Origin of the sequence: Vibrio sp. T20 (assembly GCF_007858795.1) — a bacterium.
In the GTDB taxonomy this organism is placed as follows: Bacteria; Pseudomonadota; Gammaproteobacteria; order Enterobacterales; family Vibrionaceae; genus Vibrio; species Vibrio satsumensis.
In genome coordinates this window covers 46,414-68,639 of record NZ_VFEB01000058.1, presented here as the reverse complement: position 1 = coordinate 68,639, position 22,226 = coordinate 46,414, and the positions used below count along the sequence as shown (strand labels likewise).

General features: G+C 41.3%; 20 protein-coding genes and 1 pseudogene. 11 read left to right on the top strand and 10 right to left on the bottom strand.

Annotated features, from left to right (window positions below; all coding sequences use genetic code 11):
- The first annotated feature begins 8 nt into the window (after window positions 1-8).
- The 4 genes from phnW (at window position 9) to FTW16_RS03585 (ending at window position 4,863) form a co-directional block, all read left to right on the top strand.
- Window positions 9-1,112, top strand: a complete 1,104-nt coding sequence (gene phnW, locus FTW16_RS03600; protein WP_146490076.1) for a 2-aminoethylphosphonate--pyruvate transaminase — start codon at window positions 9-11, stop codon at window positions 1,110-1,112.
- Window positions 1,112-2,533 (top strand): aspartate aminotransferase family protein, encoded by a 1,422-nt coding sequence (locus tag FTW16_RS03595; protein ID WP_146490075.1) that lies wholly within the window; start codon window positions 1,112-1,114, stop codon window positions 2,531-2,533. The genes phnW and FTW16_RS03595 overlap by 1 nt, the downstream gene beginning before the upstream one ends.
- A 97-nt stretch (window positions 2,534-2,630) precedes the next feature.
- Entirely contained in the window at window positions 2,631-3,449 is an 819-nt protein-coding gene (phnX, locus tag FTW16_RS03590; protein WP_146490074.1) for a phosphonoacetaldehyde hydrolase, read from the top strand.
- Between the two features lie 343 nt (window positions 3,450-3,792).
- Complete coding sequence (locus FTW16_RS03585) at window positions 3,793-4,863, top strand: OmpA family protein (protein WP_146490073.1); 1,071 nt, start codon at window positions 3,793-3,795, stop codon at window positions 4,861-4,863.
- Window positions 4,864-4,972: 109 nt separating this feature from the next.
- Here the strand turns inward: FTW16_RS03585 and FTW16_RS03580 are convergent, their stop codons facing one another.
- A complete protein-coding gene (locus FTW16_RS03580) occupies window positions 4,973-5,371 on the bottom strand; it encodes an OsmC family protein (protein WP_017068628.1) in 399 nt (132 codons plus the stop codon).
- A gap of 199 nt (window positions 5,372-5,570) precedes the next feature.
- Between FTW16_RS03580 and msrB the strand changes: the two genes are divergently transcribed.
- A complete protein-coding gene (msrB, locus tag FTW16_RS03575; RefSeq protein ID WP_146490072.1) occupies window positions 5,571-6,713 on the top strand; it encodes a peptide-methionine (R)-S-oxide reductase MsrB in 1,143 nt (380 codons plus the stop codon).
- Window positions 6,714-6,826: 113 nt separating this feature from the next.
- On the opposite strand, the gene FTW16_RS03570 is transcribed toward msrB, so the two are convergent.
- The gene (locus tag FTW16_RS03570) at window positions 6,827-8,194 is read right to left on the bottom strand and encodes a TrkH family potassium uptake protein (protein WP_146490071.1); all 1,368 of its coding nucleotides are present in this window, start codon (window positions 8,192-8,194) and stop codon (window positions 6,827-6,829) included.
- 25 nt (window positions 8,195-8,219) lie between these two features.
- A complete protein-coding gene (locus FTW16_RS03565) occupies window positions 8,220-8,876 on the bottom strand; it encodes a potassium channel family protein (protein ID WP_146490070.1) in 657 nt (218 codons plus the stop codon).
- A 186-nt stretch (window positions 8,877-9,062) separates the two neighbouring features.
- On the opposite strand from FTW16_RS03565, the gene FTW16_RS03560 reads away from it, so the two are divergent.
- The 3 genes from FTW16_RS03560 (at window position 9,063) to FTW16_RS03550 (ending at window position 13,208) form a co-directional block, all read left to right on the top strand.
- Window positions 9,063-10,178 (top strand): mechanosensitive ion channel family protein, encoded by a 1,116-nt coding sequence (locus FTW16_RS03560; protein ID WP_146490069.1) that lies wholly within the window; start codon window positions 9,063-9,065, stop codon window positions 10,176-10,178.
- Window positions 10,179-10,283: 105 nt separating this feature from the next.
- Complete coding sequence (locus tag FTW16_RS03555) at window positions 10,284-11,768, top strand: mannose-1-phosphate guanylyltransferase/mannose-6-phosphate isomerase (protein WP_146490203.1); 1,485 nt, start codon at window positions 10,284-10,286, stop codon at window positions 11,766-11,768.
- A 15-nt stretch (window positions 11,769-11,783) separates the two neighbouring features.
- Entirely contained in the window at window positions 11,784-13,208 is a 1,425-nt protein-coding gene (locus FTW16_RS03550) for a phosphomannomutase CpsG (protein ID WP_146490068.1), read from the top strand.
- A 110-nt stretch (window positions 13,209-13,318) separates the two neighbouring features.
- Here FTW16_RS03550 and aroG read toward each other — a convergent pair whose 3' ends face one another.
- Both aroG and FTW16_RS03540 read right to left on the bottom strand, forming a co-directional pair.
- The gene (aroG, locus tag FTW16_RS03545; protein ID WP_060981594.1) at window positions 13,319-14,371 is read right to left on the bottom strand and encodes a 3-deoxy-7-phosphoheptulonate synthase AroG; all 1,053 of its coding nucleotides are present in this window, start codon (window positions 14,369-14,371) and stop codon (window positions 13,319-13,321) included.
- A gap of 313 nt (window positions 14,372-14,684) precedes the next feature.
- A pseudogene (locus tag FTW16_RS03540) lies at window positions 14,685-14,795 on the bottom strand (putative quorum-sensing-regulated virulence factor); the annotation flags it as partial.
- Window positions 14,796-15,210: 415 nt separating this feature from the next.
- Here FTW16_RS03540 and FTW16_RS03535 point away from each other — a divergent pair.
- The gene (locus FTW16_RS03535) at window positions 15,211-15,459 is read left to right on the top strand and encodes a hypothetical protein (RefSeq protein ID WP_108202748.1); all 249 of its coding nucleotides are present in this window, start codon (window positions 15,211-15,213) and stop codon (window positions 15,457-15,459) included.
- Between the two features lie 120 nt (window positions 15,460-15,579).
- Here the strand turns inward: FTW16_RS03535 and FTW16_RS03530 are convergent, their stop codons facing one another.
- From FTW16_RS03530 to FTW16_RS24435, 5 genes are all read right to left on the bottom strand, one after another.
- Window positions 15,580-16,770, bottom strand: coding sequence for a hypothetical protein (locus tag FTW16_RS03530; RefSeq protein WP_186728021.1), 1,191 nt, complete (start codon window positions 16,768-16,770; stop codon window positions 15,580-15,582).
- A gap of 409 nt (window positions 16,771-17,179) precedes the next feature.
- A complete protein-coding gene (locus FTW16_RS03525; RefSeq protein ID WP_108202750.1) occupies window positions 17,180-19,087 on the bottom strand; it encodes an AAA family ATPase in 1,908 nt (635 codons plus the stop codon).
- The gene (locus tag FTW16_RS03520; RefSeq protein ID WP_108202751.1) at window positions 19,074-19,577 is read right to left on the bottom strand and encodes an ABC-three component system middle component 5; all 504 of its coding nucleotides are present in this window, start codon (window positions 19,575-19,577) and stop codon (window positions 19,074-19,076) included. The genes FTW16_RS03525 and FTW16_RS03520 overlap by 14 nt, the downstream gene beginning before the upstream one ends.
- Entirely contained in the window at window positions 19,571-20,062 is a 492-nt protein-coding gene (locus FTW16_RS03515) for an ABC-three component system protein (protein ID WP_219908195.1), read from the bottom strand. Before FTW16_RS03515 ends, FTW16_RS03520 begins: the two co-directional genes overlap by 7 nt.
- Window positions 20,063-20,125: 63 nt before the next feature.
- Entirely contained in the window at window positions 20,126-20,287 is a 162-nt protein-coding gene (locus tag FTW16_RS24435) for a hypothetical protein (protein ID WP_186443260.1), read from the bottom strand.
- A 545-nt stretch (window positions 20,288-20,832) separates the two neighbouring features.
- Between FTW16_RS24435 and FTW16_RS03510 the strand changes: the two genes are divergently transcribed.
- Window positions 20,833-21,729, top strand: coding sequence for a replication initiation protein (locus tag FTW16_RS03510; RefSeq protein ID WP_146490066.1), 897 nt, complete (start codon window positions 20,833-20,835; stop codon window positions 21,727-21,729).
- 29 nt (window positions 21,730-21,758) lie between these two features.
- Window positions 21,759-22,103, top strand: a complete 345-nt coding sequence (locus tag FTW16_RS03505) for a hypothetical protein (RefSeq protein WP_108202754.1) — start codon at window positions 21,759-21,761, stop codon at window positions 22,101-22,103.
- The last annotated feature ends 123 nt before the right edge of the window (window positions 22,104-22,226 follow it).

The following is a 22,226-nucleotide window of genomic DNA, read 5'->3' as shown; positions in this document are numbered from 1 at the left end:
AATTGAACATGAGAAACGAATACTTATTACTGACACCAGGTCCTCTATCTACTTCTGAAACCGTTCGCCAAGCGATGCTAAAAGACTGGTGTACTTGGGATGATGAATACAACAAAGACGTTGTTGAAGTGATTCGTAGCAAGCTAGTGGCTTTGGCGACTAAGCAAGCGGGATACACAAGCGTATTAATGCAAGGTAGCGGCACCGCTTCAGTTGAAGCTACGATTGGCAGTGTTATCTCTAACAGCGGTAAGCTTCTGGTTGTTGATAACGGTGCGTATGGTGCTCGTATTGCTCAAATCGCAGACTATTTAAACATTCCATGCCATGTCGTTTCCCCAGGTGAAACATCACAGCCTGACTTGAACGAAATGGAAACGGCATTGGCCATGGATTCAGACATTACTCACGTTGCGATTGTGCACTGTGAAACCACGACTGGCATGCTGAATCCAATTGAAGACATTGCCAAATTGGCAAAGCAGCACAACAAAATCGTCATTCTTGATGCAATGTCGAGCTTTGGTGGCATCCCGATGGATATTGCTGACTTAGGCATCGACTACATGATCAGCTCGGCAAATAAATGTATCCAAGGCGTACCGGGGTTCGGCTTTGTTATTGCCAAGCAATCGGAACTTGAAAAGTGTAAAGGCCAAGCTCGCTCATTAAGCCTTGATCTGTTTGACCAATGGCACTGCATGGAAAGCAATCACGGTAAATGGCGATTCACCTCTCCGACTCACACAGTGCGTGCTTTCTACCAAGCTCTGCTTGAACTGGAACAGGAAGGCGGCATCGAAGCTCGTCATAATCGTTACCGAACCAACCAAACTACATTGGTTGCTGGTATGCGCTCTCTTGGTTTTGAACCTCTGTTAAATGATGACCTTCATTCACCGATCATCACCTCTTTCTATTCTCCAGCTCATAGCGATTACCAATTCAAGGAATTCTATGACCGTTTGAAAGAGCAAGGGTTTGTGATTTATCCGGGCAAAGTTTCAAACGCAGACTGCTTCCGCATCGGTAACATCGGTGAGGTTTACCCTTCTGACATTGAAGCCCTCATTGGCGCTGTGAAAAACGCTATGTACTGGGACATAAAATAATGACTATGACCAATCAAGAGCCAGTTCTAAAGGCGACACACTTTCGAAGCGAAGGCGATGTGAACACCACATTAGCGCGTGAGAAATGGAACGAGTCGCTAAACGATGATGCAACTCAAGCGATGTTAAAACGTGACTCTGATGTATTTCTTCATCAAGCGATGTCAACGCCTTGCCTAGACACACTTGAAGCCGCAGAAGGCATCTACATTCAAGATGCGACTGGCAAGAAGTACATGGACTTTCATGGTAACAATGTTCATCAGCTAGGTTATGGCCACCCACACATCATTAATAAAGTGACTCAACAAATGGCGTCATTGCCGTTTTCACCGCGTCGCTTTACCAATGAAACAGCCGTTCAGTGTGCTGAAAAGCTGACACAGATCTGCGGTGGTGAATTGAACCGCGTGTTGTTTGCTCCAGGTGGTACTTCTGTTATCGGCATGGCACTCAAACTGGCTCGACATGTCACCAACAACTTCAAAGTCGTTTCATTGTGGGACTCATTCCATGGCGCGTCACTGGATGCAATTTCAGTGGGTGGTGAAGCTTGTTTCCGCGAAGGTATGGGCCCGTTAATGGCTGGCGTAGAACGTATCCCACCAGCCGTCTCTTATCGTGGTGCTTTCCCGCTTAACGAGAATAGCGCAATCAATGCAAACGAAACTGCATGCGACGTTCACTATGCCGACTATTTAGAGTATGTCATTGAAAAAGAGGGAGGTATTGGAGCCTTCATTGCAGAAGCAGTGCGTAACACTGACGTTCAAGTCCCAAGTAAGGCTTATTGGAAACGCATCCGTGAGATCTGTGACAAACACAACGTCATGTTGATCATTGATGACATCCCAAATGGCATGGGTCGTAGCGGTGAATGGTTCACACACCAAGCGTTTGATATCGAACCTGACATTCTCTGTATTGGTAAAGGTTTTGGCGGCGGCTTGGTTCCAATTGCAGCCATGGTAACCAAAGACAAATACAACACAGCAGCGCAAGTTTCACTGGGTCACTACACCCATGAGAAAAGCCCTATTGGCTGCGCGGCAGCACTGGCCACCATGGAAGTGATTGAGCAAGAAAACCTACTTGAAAAAGTACAAGCAGACAGCACATTCGTACGTGAACAGCTACTTCAAATGAAAGAGAAGTACCCAGTCATTGGTGACATTCGCGGCATTGGCCTGCTCTGGGGCGTGGAGTTGGTCACCGACCATATCACCAAAACCCGAGCGTTCGATGAAGCAGAAGCAGTACTTTACCAATGTCTGAACGATGGTCTGAGCTTTAAGGTATCACAAGGTAACGTGATTCAATTGAGCCCACCATTGATCATCAGCCGCAGCGAACTAGCAGTCGCTATGTCTGTCTTCGAAAACGCAATAGCAAAAGTCTGCAAAGACTTTGAATACCTTTGATTCGTTATCTAAATCAACATTTAAACCAATAACCTCAAACAATCATTTGTTCTCCCAGTACTTTGAACTGGGAGTGACACAAAAATAGGACACTATTATGAACACAACATCACCTATCCAAGCGGTTATCTTTGACTGGGCTGGCACTATCGTTGATTTTGGATCGTTTGCTCCGACTAGCATCTTCGTTGAAGCATTCAAACAAGGTTTCGACTTTGACATCGACTTAGCAGAAGCGCGTGAACCTATGGGGATCGGCAAATGGGACCACATCCAAGCAGTGGGTCGAATTCCTGCTGTTGACGCTCGTTGGAAGGCTCAGTTCGGACGCTCGATGACAAGTGAAGACGTTGATGCGATCTACGCGGCATTCATGCCTCTTCAGAAAGCAAAAGTAGCAGACCACGCAGCACCAATTTTAAACGCAATTGAAGTTGTAAATAACCTAAAAGAAAAGAATGTAAAAATTGGCTCTTGTTCTGGTTACCCACGTGAAGTGATGGATGTGCTAATCCCTGCTGCGGCAGATTACGGTTACCGACCAGACAACGTAGTTGCAACGGATGACTTACCTCAAGGTGGCCGCCCAGCTCCATTTATGGCTCTTAAAAACGTGATAGATCTAGGTGTAACAAACGTCGCTGCATGTGTGAAAGTAGATGACGCTGCGCCGGGTATCGATGAAGGCCACAACGCAGGCATGTGGACAGTAGGCCTTGTACTATCAGGCAACGAAGCTGGCTTCACCTACCAAGAATACTTAGACGCAGATGAAGCAACACTCGCCGATGCACGTGAAAAAGCCAGCGTGAAGCTAAACAAATCAAACCCACACTACCTGATCGATACTATTGCAGATCTGCCAGGTATCATTGCTGATATCGAGAAGCGCTTACTAGCAGGTGAGCGTCCATAACTCCTGCCACTTCTGCAAATCAGGGTCTGTAGCCCAATAATCCGCACACATGCAAAATGAAACCTCGTATCACGTAAAAATGATGCGAGGTTTCTTCGTTTCCAACATTTGAGACAACAATTTTTCGACAAAAAAGCTATAAATAGGCACCTTGAAAAATATAAATCCCAACAATCACATTGACTCTCATAAGCAATCAGACTAACAATGTGTTAACAGTTCCTGAAAAGGCCCTGACTGAATTAAAGCCTTGATTTACTTACCGTTGCAGTGTCCCACACGGTAAGTTTTCGATTTAATGGCCAGTTCAGATAACAATAAAAATTAATCCAAGGATAAGATTATGAAAAAACTTTCAAAAATCATGTGTGCTGTGATTGCAGCTTCAGGTTTCGCTGCTGCTCCATCCATTGCCGCAACGACATACGTAGGCGCAAAAGTTGGCATGGGTTGGCTAGATAGCGCTTGTGTAAGCGGTGAAAAGTGTGAAGATGATTCTGTTGCGGGTGGTATTTACGGTGGTTACAACTTTACCGATAACATTACTCTTGAATTGAATGCAGATTACTTAGGTGATTATGATACCAGCTTTAACAACAACGGAACGCCTAAAACATATAGCGATTCTATCGTAGCCATTTCTTTGAGCCCGATGTATCGACTAGCGATTAAACAAGAGTTTGATATCTTCTTCAAAGCAGGTCCTGCTTACATCATGCATGACGACGAAGACGACGTTGTATTAGCCTTAGGTATCGGCGCTGAGAAACAGTTTTCAGACGATTGGATGCTGAGAGTTGAATACCAATACTTCGATGATTTTGATGATAAGATCATTCAAAACCTTAACTCCAACCTTGTGACTGTTGGCCTTAGCTACAACTTCGGTACAGGTAACACAACCGCATCAGCAGCGGCTGCAGCTTCTGCGGCGGCAGTGACTCAAGCACCTTCTGAGCCAATCACCGAGCCAGAAACTGTGGTTATTGAAGAAGAAGCAGCGGTAGTTGTTACTAAAGCGCAAACCGAGAGCTTCTCTCAAGGTACATTTGCGACTAACAGCACAGAGCTTTCAGAAGAAGGTAAAACAGCTGTACAGCCAATTGTTGAAGTCTTACAAGCGCACCCTCAATCGACCGTTAACATTGTTGGCCACACTGACTCAACTGGTGCGGCAGAATACAACATGATGATTTCTAAGAAACGTGCTGCCGCTGTAGCTGCATACATCGAAGAGCAAGGAATTGAAGCTGAGCGTATTACGGCTTCTGGTGAAGGGGAAGAAAACCCAATCGCATCAAACGCTACCGCTGAAGGCCGTGCGCAAAACCGTCGTGTTGACGCAACGATCCCAAGCTTTGAATACCAAGAAGAAGCTCAAATTGAAGAAGTTATTGTAGAAACGACTGAATAATAGCACTCTACCTTAGCCGAAATAATAAGGGCGGAGCACTCAAAGTGCTCCGCCCCTTTCTTTGTCTGCTGTTGCTCTAAGCTGTGAGCCAAGCTCAACAATCAGAAAACTAAACGATTTCCCAGCTGTGCGTCATTTCAACGCCAGCACCCAGCATTAAGCACACTGAGCAGTACTTTTCTAAAGAGTCAGCACACACTTTAGCCACCAACTCAGGATCTAGGTTGTCACCAGACACTTCAAAATGAATGTTAATCACGGTAAAGATTTTTGGTGCGGTTTCACGACGTGTGGTTTCAAGTTTTGCATTGCAGCCTGTGATATTTTGGCCAGCAGATTTCAAACCATCAACCACATCAACAGAGCTACAACCACCGGCAGCCATTAACACCATTTCCATCGGGCTTGGCGCAGTAGCACCGCCACTTCCATCCATCACGACAGAGTGACCTGATTGAGATTGACCTAGGAATTTAAAGCCTTCGACCCATTTAACTTCTGCTTGCATGTTGTTCCTTAGATGTACGATAACCGCCATCAGTATCTATTATTGGATATCAATACTGACACCCTACTACTGGCGGCATTTATGAGCAAGATGTTCTCGGCGACATATTTTTTGTGAACGATGCAATTTTTTTCATCTAAAACCTGTCTCTATTCGTACATTCAAAATCGAATGAGAAGAACGTCAAGATGAGGTATCTATGAATAAATTATCTAAAATATTGGTATCACTCGTGGTTGCGCTACCACTGATTTCGCTGTTTGTAAGCCAGACTGGCACTGCCAATACAATGGATAAAACGGCTAATTCAGGTAAAAGTGAAATCGCGACACTGGCTGGTGGTTGTTTTTGGTGTACGGAGTCCGATCTAGAGAAACTAAAAGGCGTGACCGACGTTATCTCTGGATACTCTGGTGGTGAACTGGAAAACCCAACCTACAAACAGGTCTCTTCGGGCAAATCTGGTCACATAGAAGTAATCAACGTGACCTATAATCCTGATGTGGTTAGCTATGAACAGGTTCTTGACCAATTCTTCCGACATATCGATCCAACCGATGACAAAGGGTCTTTTGTAGACCGTGGTCCACAATATCGACCTGCTATCTTCTATCATAACCAAGACCAAAAAGACGTCGCTCAAAACTTCATGATGGAGATCGACAAGGCTCAGATCTTCGGTGAACCACTAAAAACAGAACTGATTAAGTTTGAAAAGTTCTGGCCTGCCGAAGGTTACCACCAAGATTATTACAAAAAGAGCAAGGTTCGTTATAACTATTACCGTTACGCTTCCGGTCGTGATCAATATTTAGATAAAATCTTCGGTGATGATAGAAAGGAAAACCCACAAACTATCCGCCAGATCATCGACAGCAAAAATGCGACAGCAAACGCTAAGACCTACGTTAAACCGTCTGATGCTGAGATTAAGGCGAAACTAACCTCACTGCAGTACGATGTAACACAAGACGATGCAACAGAGCGCCCGTTTGACAACAAATACTGGGATAACAAGCAAGAAGGTATTTACGTTGATATCGTCACCGGTGAGCCTTTGTTCTCGTCAAAAGACAAATACAAATCAGGTACAGGCTGGCCGAGCTTCACACAGCCAATCAGCGAAGCTTATGTAGTAACCACTACTGACTACAAACTGCTTTACCCAAGAACAGAGGTCCGTAGTAAATTTGGAGATTCTCATCTAGGTCATGTATTTAAAGATGGTCCTAAACCGACAGGTTTGCGTTACTGCATGAACTCAGCTGCGATGCGCTTTATCCCAGCGGATAAATTAGCGGAAGAAGGCTACGAAGAATACGTTGAGATGTTTGAGGGCTAGCTAAAGACTCAATTCCACAGAATTCTATTCATAAACAACAAAGCCAGCATATCGCTGGCTTTCGTTTTTCTAACGCTCTAACAAGAAGGATTAACTCTAGCCTCTTAGCATTATTAACCCGTTAACACCGTATCTTCTGGGTATTTCAACAAAGAAGGTTCTGGCCGAGCTAACATATAAGCTAACGTTAAAGGACCGATACGCCCGATCACCATAACAACAATCATGATGTATTTACCTGGCTCAGTCAGATTCGCAGTTAATCCAGCCGTCAGTCCTACCGTTGCAAAGGCTGAAATCACCTCAAACATCACTCGATCAAACGCAGCCTTTTCAGTAAGCATTAACAGAAACATCGCGGTGGTTAATAACGCCCCACTTACCACAATAATGGCCAATGACTTTGTTACCGCTTGCCATGTGACAGTGCGCTTAAACATCACTACATGTTTTTTCTGACGTAAAAACGTCCACGTCGCGACAAAGGCAACCGCAAAGGTCGAAACCTTAATACCACCACCCGTTGAGGTAGAACCTGCACCAATCAACATCAAAACAATCATCACCAGCAATGCAGGCTGAGTGTATTGAGACAAATCCACACTATTAAAGCCAGCAGTACGAGCACTCGCCGACTGGAAAAACGCTGCCAGCCACTGCCCTTGAGTCGATAACCCCTCCATGGTTGCTGAGTTATTCCTCTCCAAAAGCCAAAACATCACCGTGCCGACCAACAATAGAGTCGGTGTCGCTGTTAGCATAATCTTGGTGTGTAGATGCAGATGTCGAAAGCCTTTACGCCAGTTACTCGACAAATCGCCGACCACTGTAAAGCCTAGCCCGCCGAAAATAAACAAGCCTGCTAAGGTAAGAATCACCAGTGGATCGTCAACAAAGCTCATCATACTATCTGAGAACAGAGCGAAACCCGCGTTATTGAATGCTGATATCGCATGAAACAGTGCGTAGAAGCTGCCTGTTGCCCATCCCATTTCAGGAACCCAGCGGAAACAAAGCAATACAAAGCCGATAAATTCCGCCACTAACGCAAAGATGATGATCTTCTTTACTAGCTTACGCAGGTTAATCTTACGATCTTGCCCTAATGCTTCTTTCGCCAATGCTTGTTGCTTTAAACTTAACCGAACACCGAACATGTACAGAAGAACCGCAGATAAGGTCATCTGCCCTAACCCGCCCACTTGCATCAAGAACATCAGCAAGATTTTCCCGGCCAAAGTAAAGTGTTCGCCCGTATCAACGACTCCTAACCCTGTTACGCTGATTGCAGAAGTCGCAGTAAACAATGCATCTGTGAAACTGAGCCCTGTGACAGAAAATACGGGCATCGTAAGTAAGATGGCCGAGGGAATAAGAACCGCCAAAAAGCTGGTCAGGATTATCTTAGGTTCAGAGCCTTTACGCGGCTTTTCATCTCTTGTGAGTGTGTAGAAAGTACCTTTTCGCTGAAACGAATTCATACTGTTACCCTATTACAAGTTCCCATTACCAATTACGTAGCTTTCTAGATAGGGTCTCTTTAGGCCCAGCGATGATCACCACATCTCCGATTTCTAAACTAATATCCAGTTCAGGTGCTTTAGTGAGATTAGGTCCGCGCTTAAATCCAAGAACTTCGACACCTACCTCTTTGCAAAGCTTCAAGTCACGAAGTTGCTTACCCAAGAGTTTTGAACCAATAACAATTTCAGTCATGGCCAAATCACTGCCAAGGTCAATAAACTCCAGAACGCGCCTGTCTAACATCTTACGTGCAACACGAATACCCATATCGCGCTCTGGCATGATGATATGGTCAGCCCCAATCTTAGAGAGGATCTTGCCGTGGAATTTATCGTTCGCCTTCACCCAGACGGCTTTTGCGCCTGACTCTTTCACCACCAGAGTGGTTAGAATACTGGAGTTAACATCAGAGCCAATCGACACCATGACCATGTCGTAATCATCGAGCCTTAGCTCTGTAACCGTCTCTTCGCTCGTACAGTTCGCAACAATAGCTTGTGAAACGAAAGCCGCTGCTTCTTTCACTCGCTCTTCATCAATATCGACGGCTAATACCTGCGCCCCTGAACCTTGCAGCTCTTTGCAAACTGACAGACCAAAACGCCCTAAACCGATAACTGCATATTGTTTGTCGCTCATTTGAAATCCTGTTTAGAAATTTTAATTACACTGGATAGCCAAACCTACATTAGTTTCTATCTCAAAAAAAGTTAGTTCTGTAATAATAAGGTTATACTATTGTCATAATCGCTTGATTTATAAAGGTAGAGAACAACTCGAGTTTCTGCTAATTTCCAATTCATAATTTCTGCGGCAGCACACACAATGAATGAATTCATAACCCAAGTACAAACCTACATCAACCAGAGCCATAGTGATTGGGCAAACAGCGTCCTATTCATCACTATTGCAAGTTTTCTCGCTTGGGTAGCTTGGCGAATTATCCATAATCGCTTGGAAGTTCTGGCACAGAGAACCCACTTTCACTGGGATGACCTGCTACTAGAGGCACTGAAAACCCCTGTCAGTACGTTACTTTGGTGTTGGCCCGCGACCGTATCTATCGGGTTGATCCTTCAAGGCCAGTTTGGCAACGAAATCAACTGGTTAAAAACGCTCAAGCACATATTGATCATATGTACCTTCGTTTGGTTCACCTTACGAATGATCACCAATGCTGAAGCGTACATCTTAGAGCAGAAAAACAGAGATGAAACCACAGTACAAGCAATTGCAAAAGTAGCTCGTCTGTTCTTTATGGTTATGGGCGGCCTGACGATCATGCAGGCATTTGGGCTCAGCCTGTCAGGCTTACTCACCTTTGGTGGTGTGGGTGGTTTAATCGTTGGTTTGGCAGCAAAAGATCTACTATCGAACTTCTTTGGTGGCATGATGATCTACTTCGACCGCCCTTTTAAAGTCGGAGACTGGATTCGCTCACCTGACCGCCAAATTGAAGGTACAGTCGAACGTATAGGCTGGCGTATGACCATCATTCGCACCTTCGATAAACGCCCTTTGTACGTACCAAACTCGGTATTCAGTAACATTGTGGTGGAGAATCCATCGCGAATGCTAAACCGCCGAATTAATGAAACCTTCGGGCTTCGTTACGAAGACGCAAGCAAGTTGGCTGTTATTGTGGATGACGTAAAAGCCATGCTTGAAACGCACCCAGATATTGATGCCAAACAGACGCTGATCGTTAACTTTGATAAATTTGGGCCATCAACGCTTAATTTCTTTATCTACACCTTTACAAAAACGGTCAACTGGGTGAGATACCATGAAGTTAAGCAAGATGTTCTGTTACAGGTGCTAGCGATCATCCATAAACACAATGCGGATATCGCATTCCCAACACAAACACTCAAAATTGATCCTCAAGGTTTTAGCGAAGCTCAAGCTATGATCATGTCCAATCCAGAAGCGCATCAATAAGCACACCTATATTGCTTATCGTTAAGTAAATTTCTTAGCGATAAGCAAAAAAGGTGAAGCGTGGTAACATGGTGCCAGTCTTCCAATGCACCCAATTACCACTCTATGATTGTACCTGTCATTCTAGCTGGCGGCTCCGGAAGTCGTCTCTGGCCACTATCTCGCGAGCTTTACCCTAAGCAATTTCTCAATATTGCCGGCAAGCAGTCCATGCTTCAGCAAACACTTCAACGACTGCAAGGTCTTGATGAGTACTTAACGGATAGTAACTGCGATGCCCCGCTCATCATCTGTAATGAAGAGCATCGCTTCATTGCCGCAGAACAAGCTCGAGCATCCAATATCCAACACAGTGGAATATTGTTAGAACCTGTAGGTAGAAATACAGCCCCAGCCATCGCACTAGCTGCGTTACAGGCTTTAGGTCACTCGAACAGCAGCCAACAACATAAATCTGACCCAATATTATTAGTGCTGGCTGCAGATCATCACATCGCAAAAACAGCTGCATTTCAGCAAACGGTGGCAAGAGGCGTTGAATACGCAAAACAAGGTAAACTGGTTACTTTTGGTATTACTCCAAACGTACCAGAAACTGGCTATGGTTATATAAAACAAGGAGAACCACTCTCCCATCATGCTTTTGCCATTGAATGTTTCGTTGAAAAACCAGATCTAGCAACCGCAGAACAATACGTTAATTCAGGGCAATACCTCTGGAACAGCGGTATGTTCATGTTTAGAGCATCACGCTACCTTGAAGAACTTGCTGAACATCGTCCAGAGATCTTAACGGCCTGTAAACTCGCTCTCACAACGCAAAACACCGACCTCGATTTTATCCGTATTGACGCCGAAGCATTCCAAAGCAGCCCGAGCGACTCTATCGACTATGCCGTGATGGAAAAAACGTCGGATGCTGCGGTGATCCCGATGGATGTTGGTTGGAATGATATTGGTTCATGGTCTGCAATCTGGGATGTCAGTGATAAAGATGAACACAACAATGTGATTGAAGGCGATGTGTTAACTGTCGATTCTCAGTACAACTACATCCACGCTGAAAACAAGCTGGTTGCGACGGTAGGTGTCGAGAACCTCATTATTGTCGAAACCAAAGACGCTATATTGGTTGCGAAAAAAGACAAGGTTCAAGGTGTTAAATCGATTGTCAGTCAACTGAATCAAGCCGGTCGCACAGAACATTTGCATCATCGTGAGGTGTTTAGACCTTGGGGTAAATACGATGTTATCGATCTAGGCCAGCGCGACAAAGTTAAACGTATCACCGTAAAACCCGGTCACAAGTTGTCGTTACAAATGCACCACCATAGAGCGGAACATTGGGTAGTCGTGGCGGGTACTGCGAAAGTGACCAACGATGAGAAAACCTATCTGGTTGAAGAAGATCAATCCACTTACATCCCTTTAGGCCATATTCACAGCCTAGAGAACCCAGGGGACACTCCACTCGAAATGATCGAAGTACAAACCGGTAGCCATTTGAGTGAAGACGACATTATTCGATATCAAGATAGTTACGGGCGGAGCAAACAATCTAGCTCACCTCAAATCAACAAATCGAACTAGAGCAGCCACAATAGAATGAAACAGAATTTAGAGCTCAGCTGCTTTAAAAATAACGATATCCGAGGAATCATTGGTAAACAAATCAATGAGCGCCTTGCTTACCTGCTTGGTAGAGCATTTGGCGAATATGTCCTGTCCGCTACGCCTGAAACCTCATTCGATGACTTGGCGCAAGTGGTGATTGGTCGTGATAACCGCGAAACGTCTCTTTCATTACAAGAAGCCATGACCAAAGGCTTAATCGAGTCAGGGATTACCGTGATAGACCTAGGTATGACTGGCACAGAAGAAGTCTACTTTGCGACACGTTCCCTAAAAGCGATTGGCGGAATACAAATTACAGCTAGCCATAACCCAATCAATTATAACGGCATGAAATTGGTCGGTGTAGACGCTAGCCCTATTAGTAAAAACAGTGGTTTAGATGAAATCAAACGACGCATTGAAGTACTCGAACAAGAGCTAAACAGCAATTTACCGCTCGTTTATGTGCAACCAAGTAACTCTAGTAGACCGACTAGTATTCTCGCCCCTTATGTAGACCACCTACTCTCCTATATATCACCTTCTAAGCTTTCGCCAATGAAGATTGTAGTTAATGCAGGAAACGGCGTCGCAGGACATGTCATTGATGCTTTAGAGAATAAATTTAACAAACTCAGTGCCTCTATCACTTTCGTCAAGGTTCATCATACGCCCGATGGAGACTTCCCCAATGGTATTCCAAACCCTTTGATTAGAGAGAGTCAAGCAGCCACTCGAGATGCCGTTTTAGAACATTCTGCAGACCTTGGAATTGCATGGGATGGAGACTTCGACCGCTGCTTTTTCTTCGATGAAAAAGGCAATTACATTGAAGGTTACTACATCGTTGGTCTGCTAACCGAAGCCTTCTTGCTAAAAGACTCTAATGCAACTGTACTGCACGACATGCGCATGACATGGAATACAATAGAGATCGCAGAAAGACTAGGTGGAAACGCTGTTGGCGTAAAAGCTGGACATGCTTTGATCAAAGAGAAAATGCGAGAGTTAAACGCAGTGTATGGTGGAGAAATGAGCGCACACCATTATTTTCGTGATTTTGGATATTGCGACTCAGGGATGATTCCTTGGCTACTGGTTATCGAACTGATGTCGAAGACTCAACAATCTCTTCATCAATTGACGAGTACCAGTATGCAGAAATTCCCCTCTTCCGGAGAGATAAATCGCAAAGTTTCAGACCCCGAGCAGGTCATGGCTTGCGTGTTATCGCACTACCGAGATAATGCCGTTGAGATCGATCATACAGACGGTATCAGTATGGATATGGGAACATGGCGCTTCAACCTAAGACAATCGAATACAGAACCATTAATACGCCTTAACGTTGAAACCAAACAAGATAGAGCTTTGTTATCATTTAAAGTCAACGAGCTACTGTCTTTTCTCATTTAAGAGTACAAGGTGCTTCCAATTTTCAACTAAAAACCATAAAAAAGCCCTTACTAACGATTGCTAATAAGGGCTTTGAATTTTCAGTAGCTTAGTCGCTGACTGTAATTGGTCTATTTGTTACGGCGAGCTTCAACAGCGTCTGCCAACTGGCGAAGTACTGTTTCAGTATCTTCCCAACCAATACATGCGTCAGTAACAGATTGACCGTAAGTTGCTGCTTTACCATCAACAAGGTCTTGACGACCTTCAACTAGATGAGACTCGATCATCACACCAAAGATAGCTTTGTCGCCGCCAGAAATTTGTGCACTTACGTCATCAGATACATTCATTTGACGCTTAAACTGCTTAGAACTGTTTGCGTGGCTGAAATCGATCATTACTTTTTGTGGAAGACCTGAAGCTGCTAGCTCTTCTTTGATCTTACCAACGTGTTCTGCGCTGTAGTTTGGCTCTTTACCACCACGTAGGATGATATGACAATCAGGGTTACCTGCTGTTTCAACAATAGCTGAATGACCGTACTTAGTTACCGATAAGAAGTGGTGAGAAGCGCTAGCAGAGCGAATAGCATCTGTTGCGATCTTGATGTTGCCATCAGTACCATTCTTAAAACCAACTGGGCAAGATAGGCCTGAAGCCAGCTCACGGTGAACTTGAGATTCTGTCGTACGTGCGCCAATTGCACCCCAACTGATTAGGTCAGCAACGTATTGAGGCGTGATCATATCTAGGAATTCACTTGCCGTTGGCATGCCCATGTCAGTTAGGTCAAGCAGTAGCTTACGTCCTAAACGAAGGCCATCATTTAGTTTGAACGTATCGTTCATGTACGGGTCGTTGATTAGACCTTTCCAACCTACCGTTGTGCGTGGTTTTTCAAAGTAAACACGCATTACGATTTCAAGCTTATCGCCGAGTTCGTCACGCAGCACTTTTAAACGCTTGCCGTACTCAAGAGCAGCTTCTGTGTCATGAATAGAACATGGACCAACAATTACAAGCAAGCGATCGTCACTATCTTCTAAAATATTGTGAATCGCTTTACGGCTTTCAAAGGTTGTAGAAGAAGCAATTTCTGTCGCTGCAAACTTTTCTAAAACAGCAACAGGTGGTAATAACTCTTTTACTTTGTTAATTCTTACATCATCAGTCTGGAACATTGCTTACTTCTTCCTTTTTTCTATCCTTGAGCTGAATGTACGTTGTCTCACGTCACTTTCTATCAGCACTAATCTTCTTGTTCCCTGTAACTTAACTAGTAAAAACTCTAGTTTCAATCACTAATTGAAAATAAACGCAATTTTTTTTGTGTTTTATATTTAAAACACCCCGTATAACATTATTTACACGTTATCGATTGCGTAATTTATAGGAAAGCAAGAGTAGTAATTCTTCAAGCTTCACCATTCCTGTGAAATTGTGTAGAACTGAAAAACAAAAAAGCTCACGTTATCAGCGTGAACTTTTGTTTAATTACATTCTTTTCAATGGCTTGACGACACTATCAAGCCCTTCAATTTTGAGAGCAAGGCACAATTTTAATAAGTCGCCTAGTTCGCCTGACGGGAATCCCTTTTTGTCGAACTATAACACTAACAAAATTCTTGGGGAGAGATCACATTTACCTTCGACTTACTATGAATTACTTCAGATGTAGTTAAGTGACTTCAGCAGCTATCTCCCTTGTTAGTACAGTTCATCACGAAGCGACTTACCTAAGTTATACCTACCAACTATCTAAGATTTCAATTGATATAAAGACTTGACTTGTCTTTTTAGGGCGTGAGTTCACGCCCATATTAAATTATTTTCAAGATTAAAAAACAAACAAATCAAACAGAAATAAAACAAAAGCCCATAAAATCATAATCTTAAAAACACATTGACTTTAAATGAGCTTATCGAGTAAGTGATTTTCGTACCCTCAATTTTTTACTATACGTGTATATGCCTTATCCCTAGATTAAATGGAAAGCAACGAACGACGTAGGAAATACCTATGAATCTATCTAAAAGAGGCAACACGATGTACACATACAGCACTCACGGCAACATCCGCACAAAGTACCCACTGGAACGCGCTTACGGAGACCGAAATGGTAACTATCTATCTTTCATCATCTCGGTTGAGTATCAGCAGTCTGATGGTGGCTGGGTTGATGCTGGGCTACGCTGGGTGATTAATAGTGAAGACAAGATATTCGTGATGGAAAATGGCTTCAAAGAATTCCCACACCGAGTATCTTGATATCAAGTTGTTATTTTTGGCAGATGTAAAATAGCATCTGCCAAAGCTTTCTAGAAACGTACGTATACTATATTGATTGACGTTATTACTCGTGAACACTTTTTCTTCTTATTATGGAATTCAAAGCGATAAAAGCGCTTCAGGCTCTACAACTACTGCTTGAGAATTTAAGGTCTGCGCTACAATTCGTAGCTTTAAATCTTGAAGTTCGTGCTGCTTATCAGAAAATGCGTCTTCAATATATTTACAGGCGTCCAATAAGTAGTCGATAATATCTTGGGACATTTGTAATATTAATTCGTAATACTCCACTTTCAACTTGGTGTACTTCAAATTGAACTTAGAATGAATTTCAGTTACTAAATAAGATTGTTGCTTTATATCCTTATGCTTAAGGATAAGCTGAGTAAGTTGATGGTTATATCCATTATATGTGTCCTTGCCGTAGTCATATCCATAATCATTTATTTCATTTTTCAAATTATCCATATCTATGTAAAAATCAGGCTCATTTAAAGCATCTTTCAAATGGCTATTTATTTTTAACTTTTTATACTCTCGACATATTTGATGATCTAGTTTCGAAGAACAGCGAGCATTTCTCGGATCAGTTAATACGTCAAAAAAGTCTGAACACTTTGCAGGTTGGGGTAATCCCACTCGAGTGAAATATTTTTTTGTATTTTTGAGTAAGGTTTGATGACTCAAGGCATCCTTTGAAAGAGTAGTAGTACCACTATCATCTATACAATCTAATGAGTCATTCATTCGCTCCATTCTCTTCAATGTCTCTTCGGAGTAGGTTCCTAGCACTTCTGTAGTTACATCTACAAGTAATTTTGACTCTAATAAATCATTTGGTTTGACTTTATGCGGTGATAATTTTAGTAACGGAACACCAGCATCTGAATATAAAGACGCAACTAGATGTGAACAAAAGTAACTACCTGCTGTTCTATCTACTTTGTCTTTTGTTATGGATTTTGCAGCACCAATATAACTATAAGCCCTACCCTGATAAGAAGCGTAATTTTGTGCTATGTACCCATGAACTTTTCTTTTTGTTTCTAGGTCATCAAAGTTACATCGTAATACCACTACATTCTTTTTGTCTCTAACAGATATTCGAACATGACTAGTAACTTGTACACCTGATTTCGTTATAGCTTCAAGAAAACGCCCGTTCCCAAGATAAACCATAGCATGTGAAAAATGGCCATTAGTCATCTTAGCGATAATTGCACTATGTTTAGCTGCTCCCCGAACCAAGATAATGTCGCCGTTCTCAATAGCGTTATTGAATGTATACATTAAAACCTCCATTGTTATCCATCGTATCCGCTTCATGACGACATGCGAATGTATAGGAATGATCGCTCTATCACATTGACCATCAAGCTTTACATTGGGCATAGTAAAACTTGAGATTTGCCAACACATTTCGATCATGGAAAGTAACTCATCATGTCGATAGGGCTTTGTTATTGATAGACCTAACTAAAGAATAGTAGCGCAAAAGTGTGTTAGCTAACGCCGCCAACATACCTCTGGACAGTTCCGAGTTAAGACCCATAAGCGCTCTGTCTTATCTGCTGCAGTAATGATTTGGCCATCCTAAATATGGCTGGCCAAATTCTCTTATCCACTACATTCCGTTATTGACTGATTGATTAAAGTCAACATACCTATAGACTTACGTGTAGCTTTATTACTATGCCTATCATGCTTTGAAATTCAAACTCTTACTATTTCTGGTAAATGTCGTTCCTACGATATAATCATTGGTGTCTAACGACCCTTCAATACTCTTGGTTGCAAAAATAATTTGAAATTCAACTTGAGAATCAGAAAGAAGATCATGAACAGCTTTTTGAAAGTTTTTAGAACGACTATCTTCCATACCACCATTCTCAATACCATCAAGAATCAAAAACCTAGGAACACGTAGGTATGTTTTCTCCAGTGATGTCATCAATAATGCTAGCCTAAATGAATTATATAAATAGACCATACCACTTTCAGAAAAAGATGATTTACCATTAACTGATATACTATTGGATGCAAAATCAAATTCTATATTTTTAGCAGAAGCAAACTCATCCTCCGAACCAATATCTTTCTTAAGAACTGAGATCAGGTTCTTTGAAATAGATTCTCTAACTTCAGGCTCCCTCAATCTATAAATATTTTCTTTTCTAGATACTTTATCTTTAAGATCGTTGACTGTCTCTTGAGTCCTATCTCTTTCATCAGTAAGAACTGCTATTGAATTTAATAGTTCAGCGATTTTATCTAGGTTCTCAATTTTTTCTTCTAGATAGCCAATCTTCTGATAGCCAGCATATATCTTTGATTCATTCTTGTTATTTATAGATGTTATGACAGACGAACTTTCCGAAATACTTTTCCTCAACTGCGTTCTTACGTCTTTTCTCTTTTCTTTAAGAAGCGTAAGTTTTTTATTTTTCCGTTCGATTATTCGATTAGACTCAGCAAGTTGAAGATCTATTTCACTTGACATACGCAATAAGTTTTCGTTTGCTTCACCTTTGTCATTAGTTTCTGAGCCACATAATCCGCAACTATTCTCTTTCATTGAGTTCAGTTTTGACTGACAACAAGGGCAGACTTGAAAAGAGAAGTTTGATATTGACTTGTTAACAATAATTGCGTCTTTAATAGCTAATTTTTTGTTTTTAAGTTCTGATATAAATTGCCCTGAGTCTTCAATATCATACTGAAGTATTCTTATTTCACTCTCACACTCATAAAGATTTGTTTTCAGATTAATGTTGTTAATAGCGATTTTTTCAGATGTAGACTTCTCATCTTTATATTCACCAAAAGACTCTAACTTACTATTAATCAAATCCTTATTTAGTTCGACGATCTGATTTAAGTAGTCCTGCTTTTCATCTTCAATAGAGCTATGCTCTCTAGAAAATGACGTTTTACCAACAACCGAATGTATAGCTGTAATCTCTGAGACTAACTTGGTGAGTTTCTTATCTTCTTCAATAAGTGATATTTTATAGGCATAAAGGTCGTTATCGTATAGGCCTAACAGATAGTTACCTATAGACTCTCTCTTAAATGCTGAGTCAAACGGCTCTATATTAAAAATATTACCTGACGCGTTAGATTGATCACCATAAATAAGTCTCAACACTTGGTGCATAGTAACATTATTGTTATTTGCATCTGCCTTAGCTTCAGGAATATTAAGAATATCAAACAACTTTTGAGAAAAACTAATACTACCGTATTGTGATGAATATGAGTGTTTTTTCCAGTTTTCAATCCCAGCATTTAGAGAATCAGCAATTGGCATAAAACAGAACCACATTGGTTGTTTTTCTTTGCCATTGATATCTCTTTTTATCGTAATATCAATGCCATTTACCTTTAATCCAATATATACGGAATCACATGCACCAGCTTCATCTTTCCAGTTACTTACTTCATATCCCATCCCAAAAACTAGCAATTGGATGATTGAGGTCTTCCCTCCACCATTACATCCGCTAAGAATATTTATTCCATGGTGAAAGTCTTCGTCATACATATAACTACTATTTTTAGTAGCTATAAGTTTGGAGACTCTTAATGATGGGTTATATAGCATCATATTTACATCCCATTAAATTACTTGCTGATTTCAAACCATCATCACCTACTAAGTCCATATCTATAAGGTGATTTTTTATAAAAGATACTGCTTGTGACGATATACTATTTATCTCTTTAGAAATAATATCTTTCACCTCTGGAGACACTTTGTCATAATTTAATTCCAGTCTATTTGTATCTCTTACAAGATTAATAACGCCTAGAGTTTCCAAGTAACAAATAGCCATATCTTGAACAGGTTTCATTATCTCAAATAAATTATTATCACTGTAGTTTTGATAGTTATTAGAAAACGACTTAAACATATTCCTTTCTTTGATCATATCTCGACCAAGTTTCATTTTAGATATATGAACAGGGTGTGCCAAAATAAAATCAAGAATTCTCAGCCTATCCTTTTCCACTTCCTTTCCATCTAGCTCCATCGATAAAGCAGATAACCTTAAGACTGTATGATTTACGTCTATAGACTTGTTGTAAACTAACATTCATCCCACTCCAGATGACAGTTACCGGTCAAATAAAATACCATTCCATTAATCTGCCTATGGTATATTTCTAAAACATTTTCCCCTAACTTTTCGGAGATCTCTATTTCAACACATGTTCTTAAGAGAATTTTTACTTCAGATACTGAAATACTAGGATGTAGCTTCGGTTTAATCTCTGTATTAAAGATAGACTCAACATCTGCTAGAAGATAAGTGATTATTTTTTGTGCTGAGTTGTAATGCTGATACTTCAAAATGAGTTTAGTAATTAGCTCTTTTAGTTCTTCTGCATCTTCAATAAACTCTGAAAGACCTACATCAGACAGCTTCTGTGCTAGGTCTCTACGCTTCTTTTTTTTGGTCTTATAGTGTTGCAACTCATCAATAAACTCAAAGGTCAGTTGCTTGCCAGTGACCTCATCTTTATAAGCTTTTGATAAGTGCTCGAGTTGAGTTGGCTTAGGAAGGACATTCTTTACCATGTCCCTCCCCGCATAATCACCTTTAATTAGGACGTTTTTTAGCCGATTGAACAAAGTCATTTATTATTTCTTATCACGACCAACAAAGTCGCCACCGATGTCTACACCTTTCAAATTATTCTTAACGCTATTGCTAGATTTAAACTTCAATACAACGCGGATCCCTAAACCTAGAACAGCTACTACAGCAACACCAATCAAGCCCATTGTCATAAGATCATTCATCAAAACACCTAAAATTCATAAGGTTATATAAGCAATAAGGAAATGTATGATAATTCTTAGAAATTCATCCATTCATATGAATCTCATTGTATCATAAGGTAAGTGTCTGAAAGAAATAGAATTCGTGACCGCAACCGAAGAATCGTGACGTACCTAAAGTGGTAATATACCTTGTATCAATCGGATCCATTCAACTCCCTAGGGGCAGAAGTTTGTTTAGTTCTTTCAGTCGTAAGACCGCCTCACCCCAAAAAAAAGCGACAAAGTCGCTAACGCTTAAAATCTTTTATTCCTAAAGTTTAGTTCGTTGCACTTAGTTCAAAGATAATAATCCAGATCATAAGCAAAGATCTTAGGGCGTCGGCCAAGTCAAGTATGGCAAGTGTTTTGAGGGCATATTGGTACATTGAATGGGATTAGAGTGGCAGTGAATGTGTTTTTATTGGCAACATATAGGGGCTTATAGCCACTAAATATGGGGATTTTTTTCCAAACACCCTTGAAAGCTGATTTTATTTTATCTAGTCTTTTTTAAAAATTAGATTATGAACAAAGATAAACCACAAGCTGCAAACCTAAAGACATATAGTAACAACAACACAGAAGAGCATGTATTTGATTTGGGATCCGTACCAAGCCCTTGCCCATCAGGGGGTAAAATAGTAAAGCTCAAGCACGAATTAATCTATGCTGAGCATACAATGTCGCTGATTGAAACCCGCCTCTTGTACTACTGCATGAGTCACTTTAACGTGAGTGAGCATTTTAATAAAGATGATGGAACTCTTCCGAGTGATGAAGAATGCAATCTTGATTTTAAGCCAAGTAGTAAAGAGATTAGATCAATATCATTCCCGATGTCCGTTCTCTTGAAAGATATTTGCCACGATAGCAAAAGCAACAGCTACGACCCTCTTAAGAGCGCAATGCAATCTCTCATAGGAAAGACATTCAGGCTATTTCACAAAGGTGGAAAGACCGAAGTGATAACCCCTATCGAAAATGCATTCATATACAAATGTGAAAAGACAAAACTATACCACCTGCTAGTAACCTTTGGTTGGGACTTTATGAGATTTGTCATTGGAACGCGAGGCTATTGTAAATTGAATTTGAAGGATGTCTTCCAATTTAAATCACCTCTTGCCATACGTTACTATCACTGGCTTATCAATAGTATAAATATTAATAAAGCGTTTGGTCGAATCCCAGTCACCATAGACACATTGAAATCTAGACTGGCGATACCAGAGGGCGCATATCAAAAACACTTTTATTCAAGGTGTGTTTTAAAGCCTTTGGAAGAAGTTGCTAAAAGAGCTGATCTAGATATTAAAGTGGAGCAGTTCTTCAATAAACAGGTACGTGGTAGACCACTACAGCGAATCGTCATTACATCAAAGCTTAGCTCTTTTCCTTATGGAGGGGGTCTTGTTAGTTGATGCTAGTTTTACTATCTTTAGAGTAAATTATGCTATTTAACCTGTCTATATCGCTAGTTAATCAGGAGGTTGACCGTGTACTCAACAATGAATCTAAAGTTAAATTCTTAACTATCGTTAATCAACTCAATCAAATTCTTTTGAACGATGAGTTCGAGAATGAATCCTTTAGACGTCAATATGTTAGAAACATTCTAGAAGAGGAGCTGAAGCTTGATCGTGAGTTGTTACAGATCGTATTAAGGCTGCGCACCGAAGCTCGAAAAGAATTTTTGAAAGCAATCGAGCGAGAGCAAGATGGCTTGTGGATCTATTACTTGTTGATGCTTGAGCTGCCACTGGCGACATCTCAACGTAACAAGCTAGCGCATTAACATACCGCCCTTTCATGCTGCTTGCAGCCGAGCACAATTGAAAATTGTATAGTGAGTACACAATCTTCGATTGTCGGAGGATTGTGTATACATGTGGAGAATGTGTATTCTTTTATTAAAGAA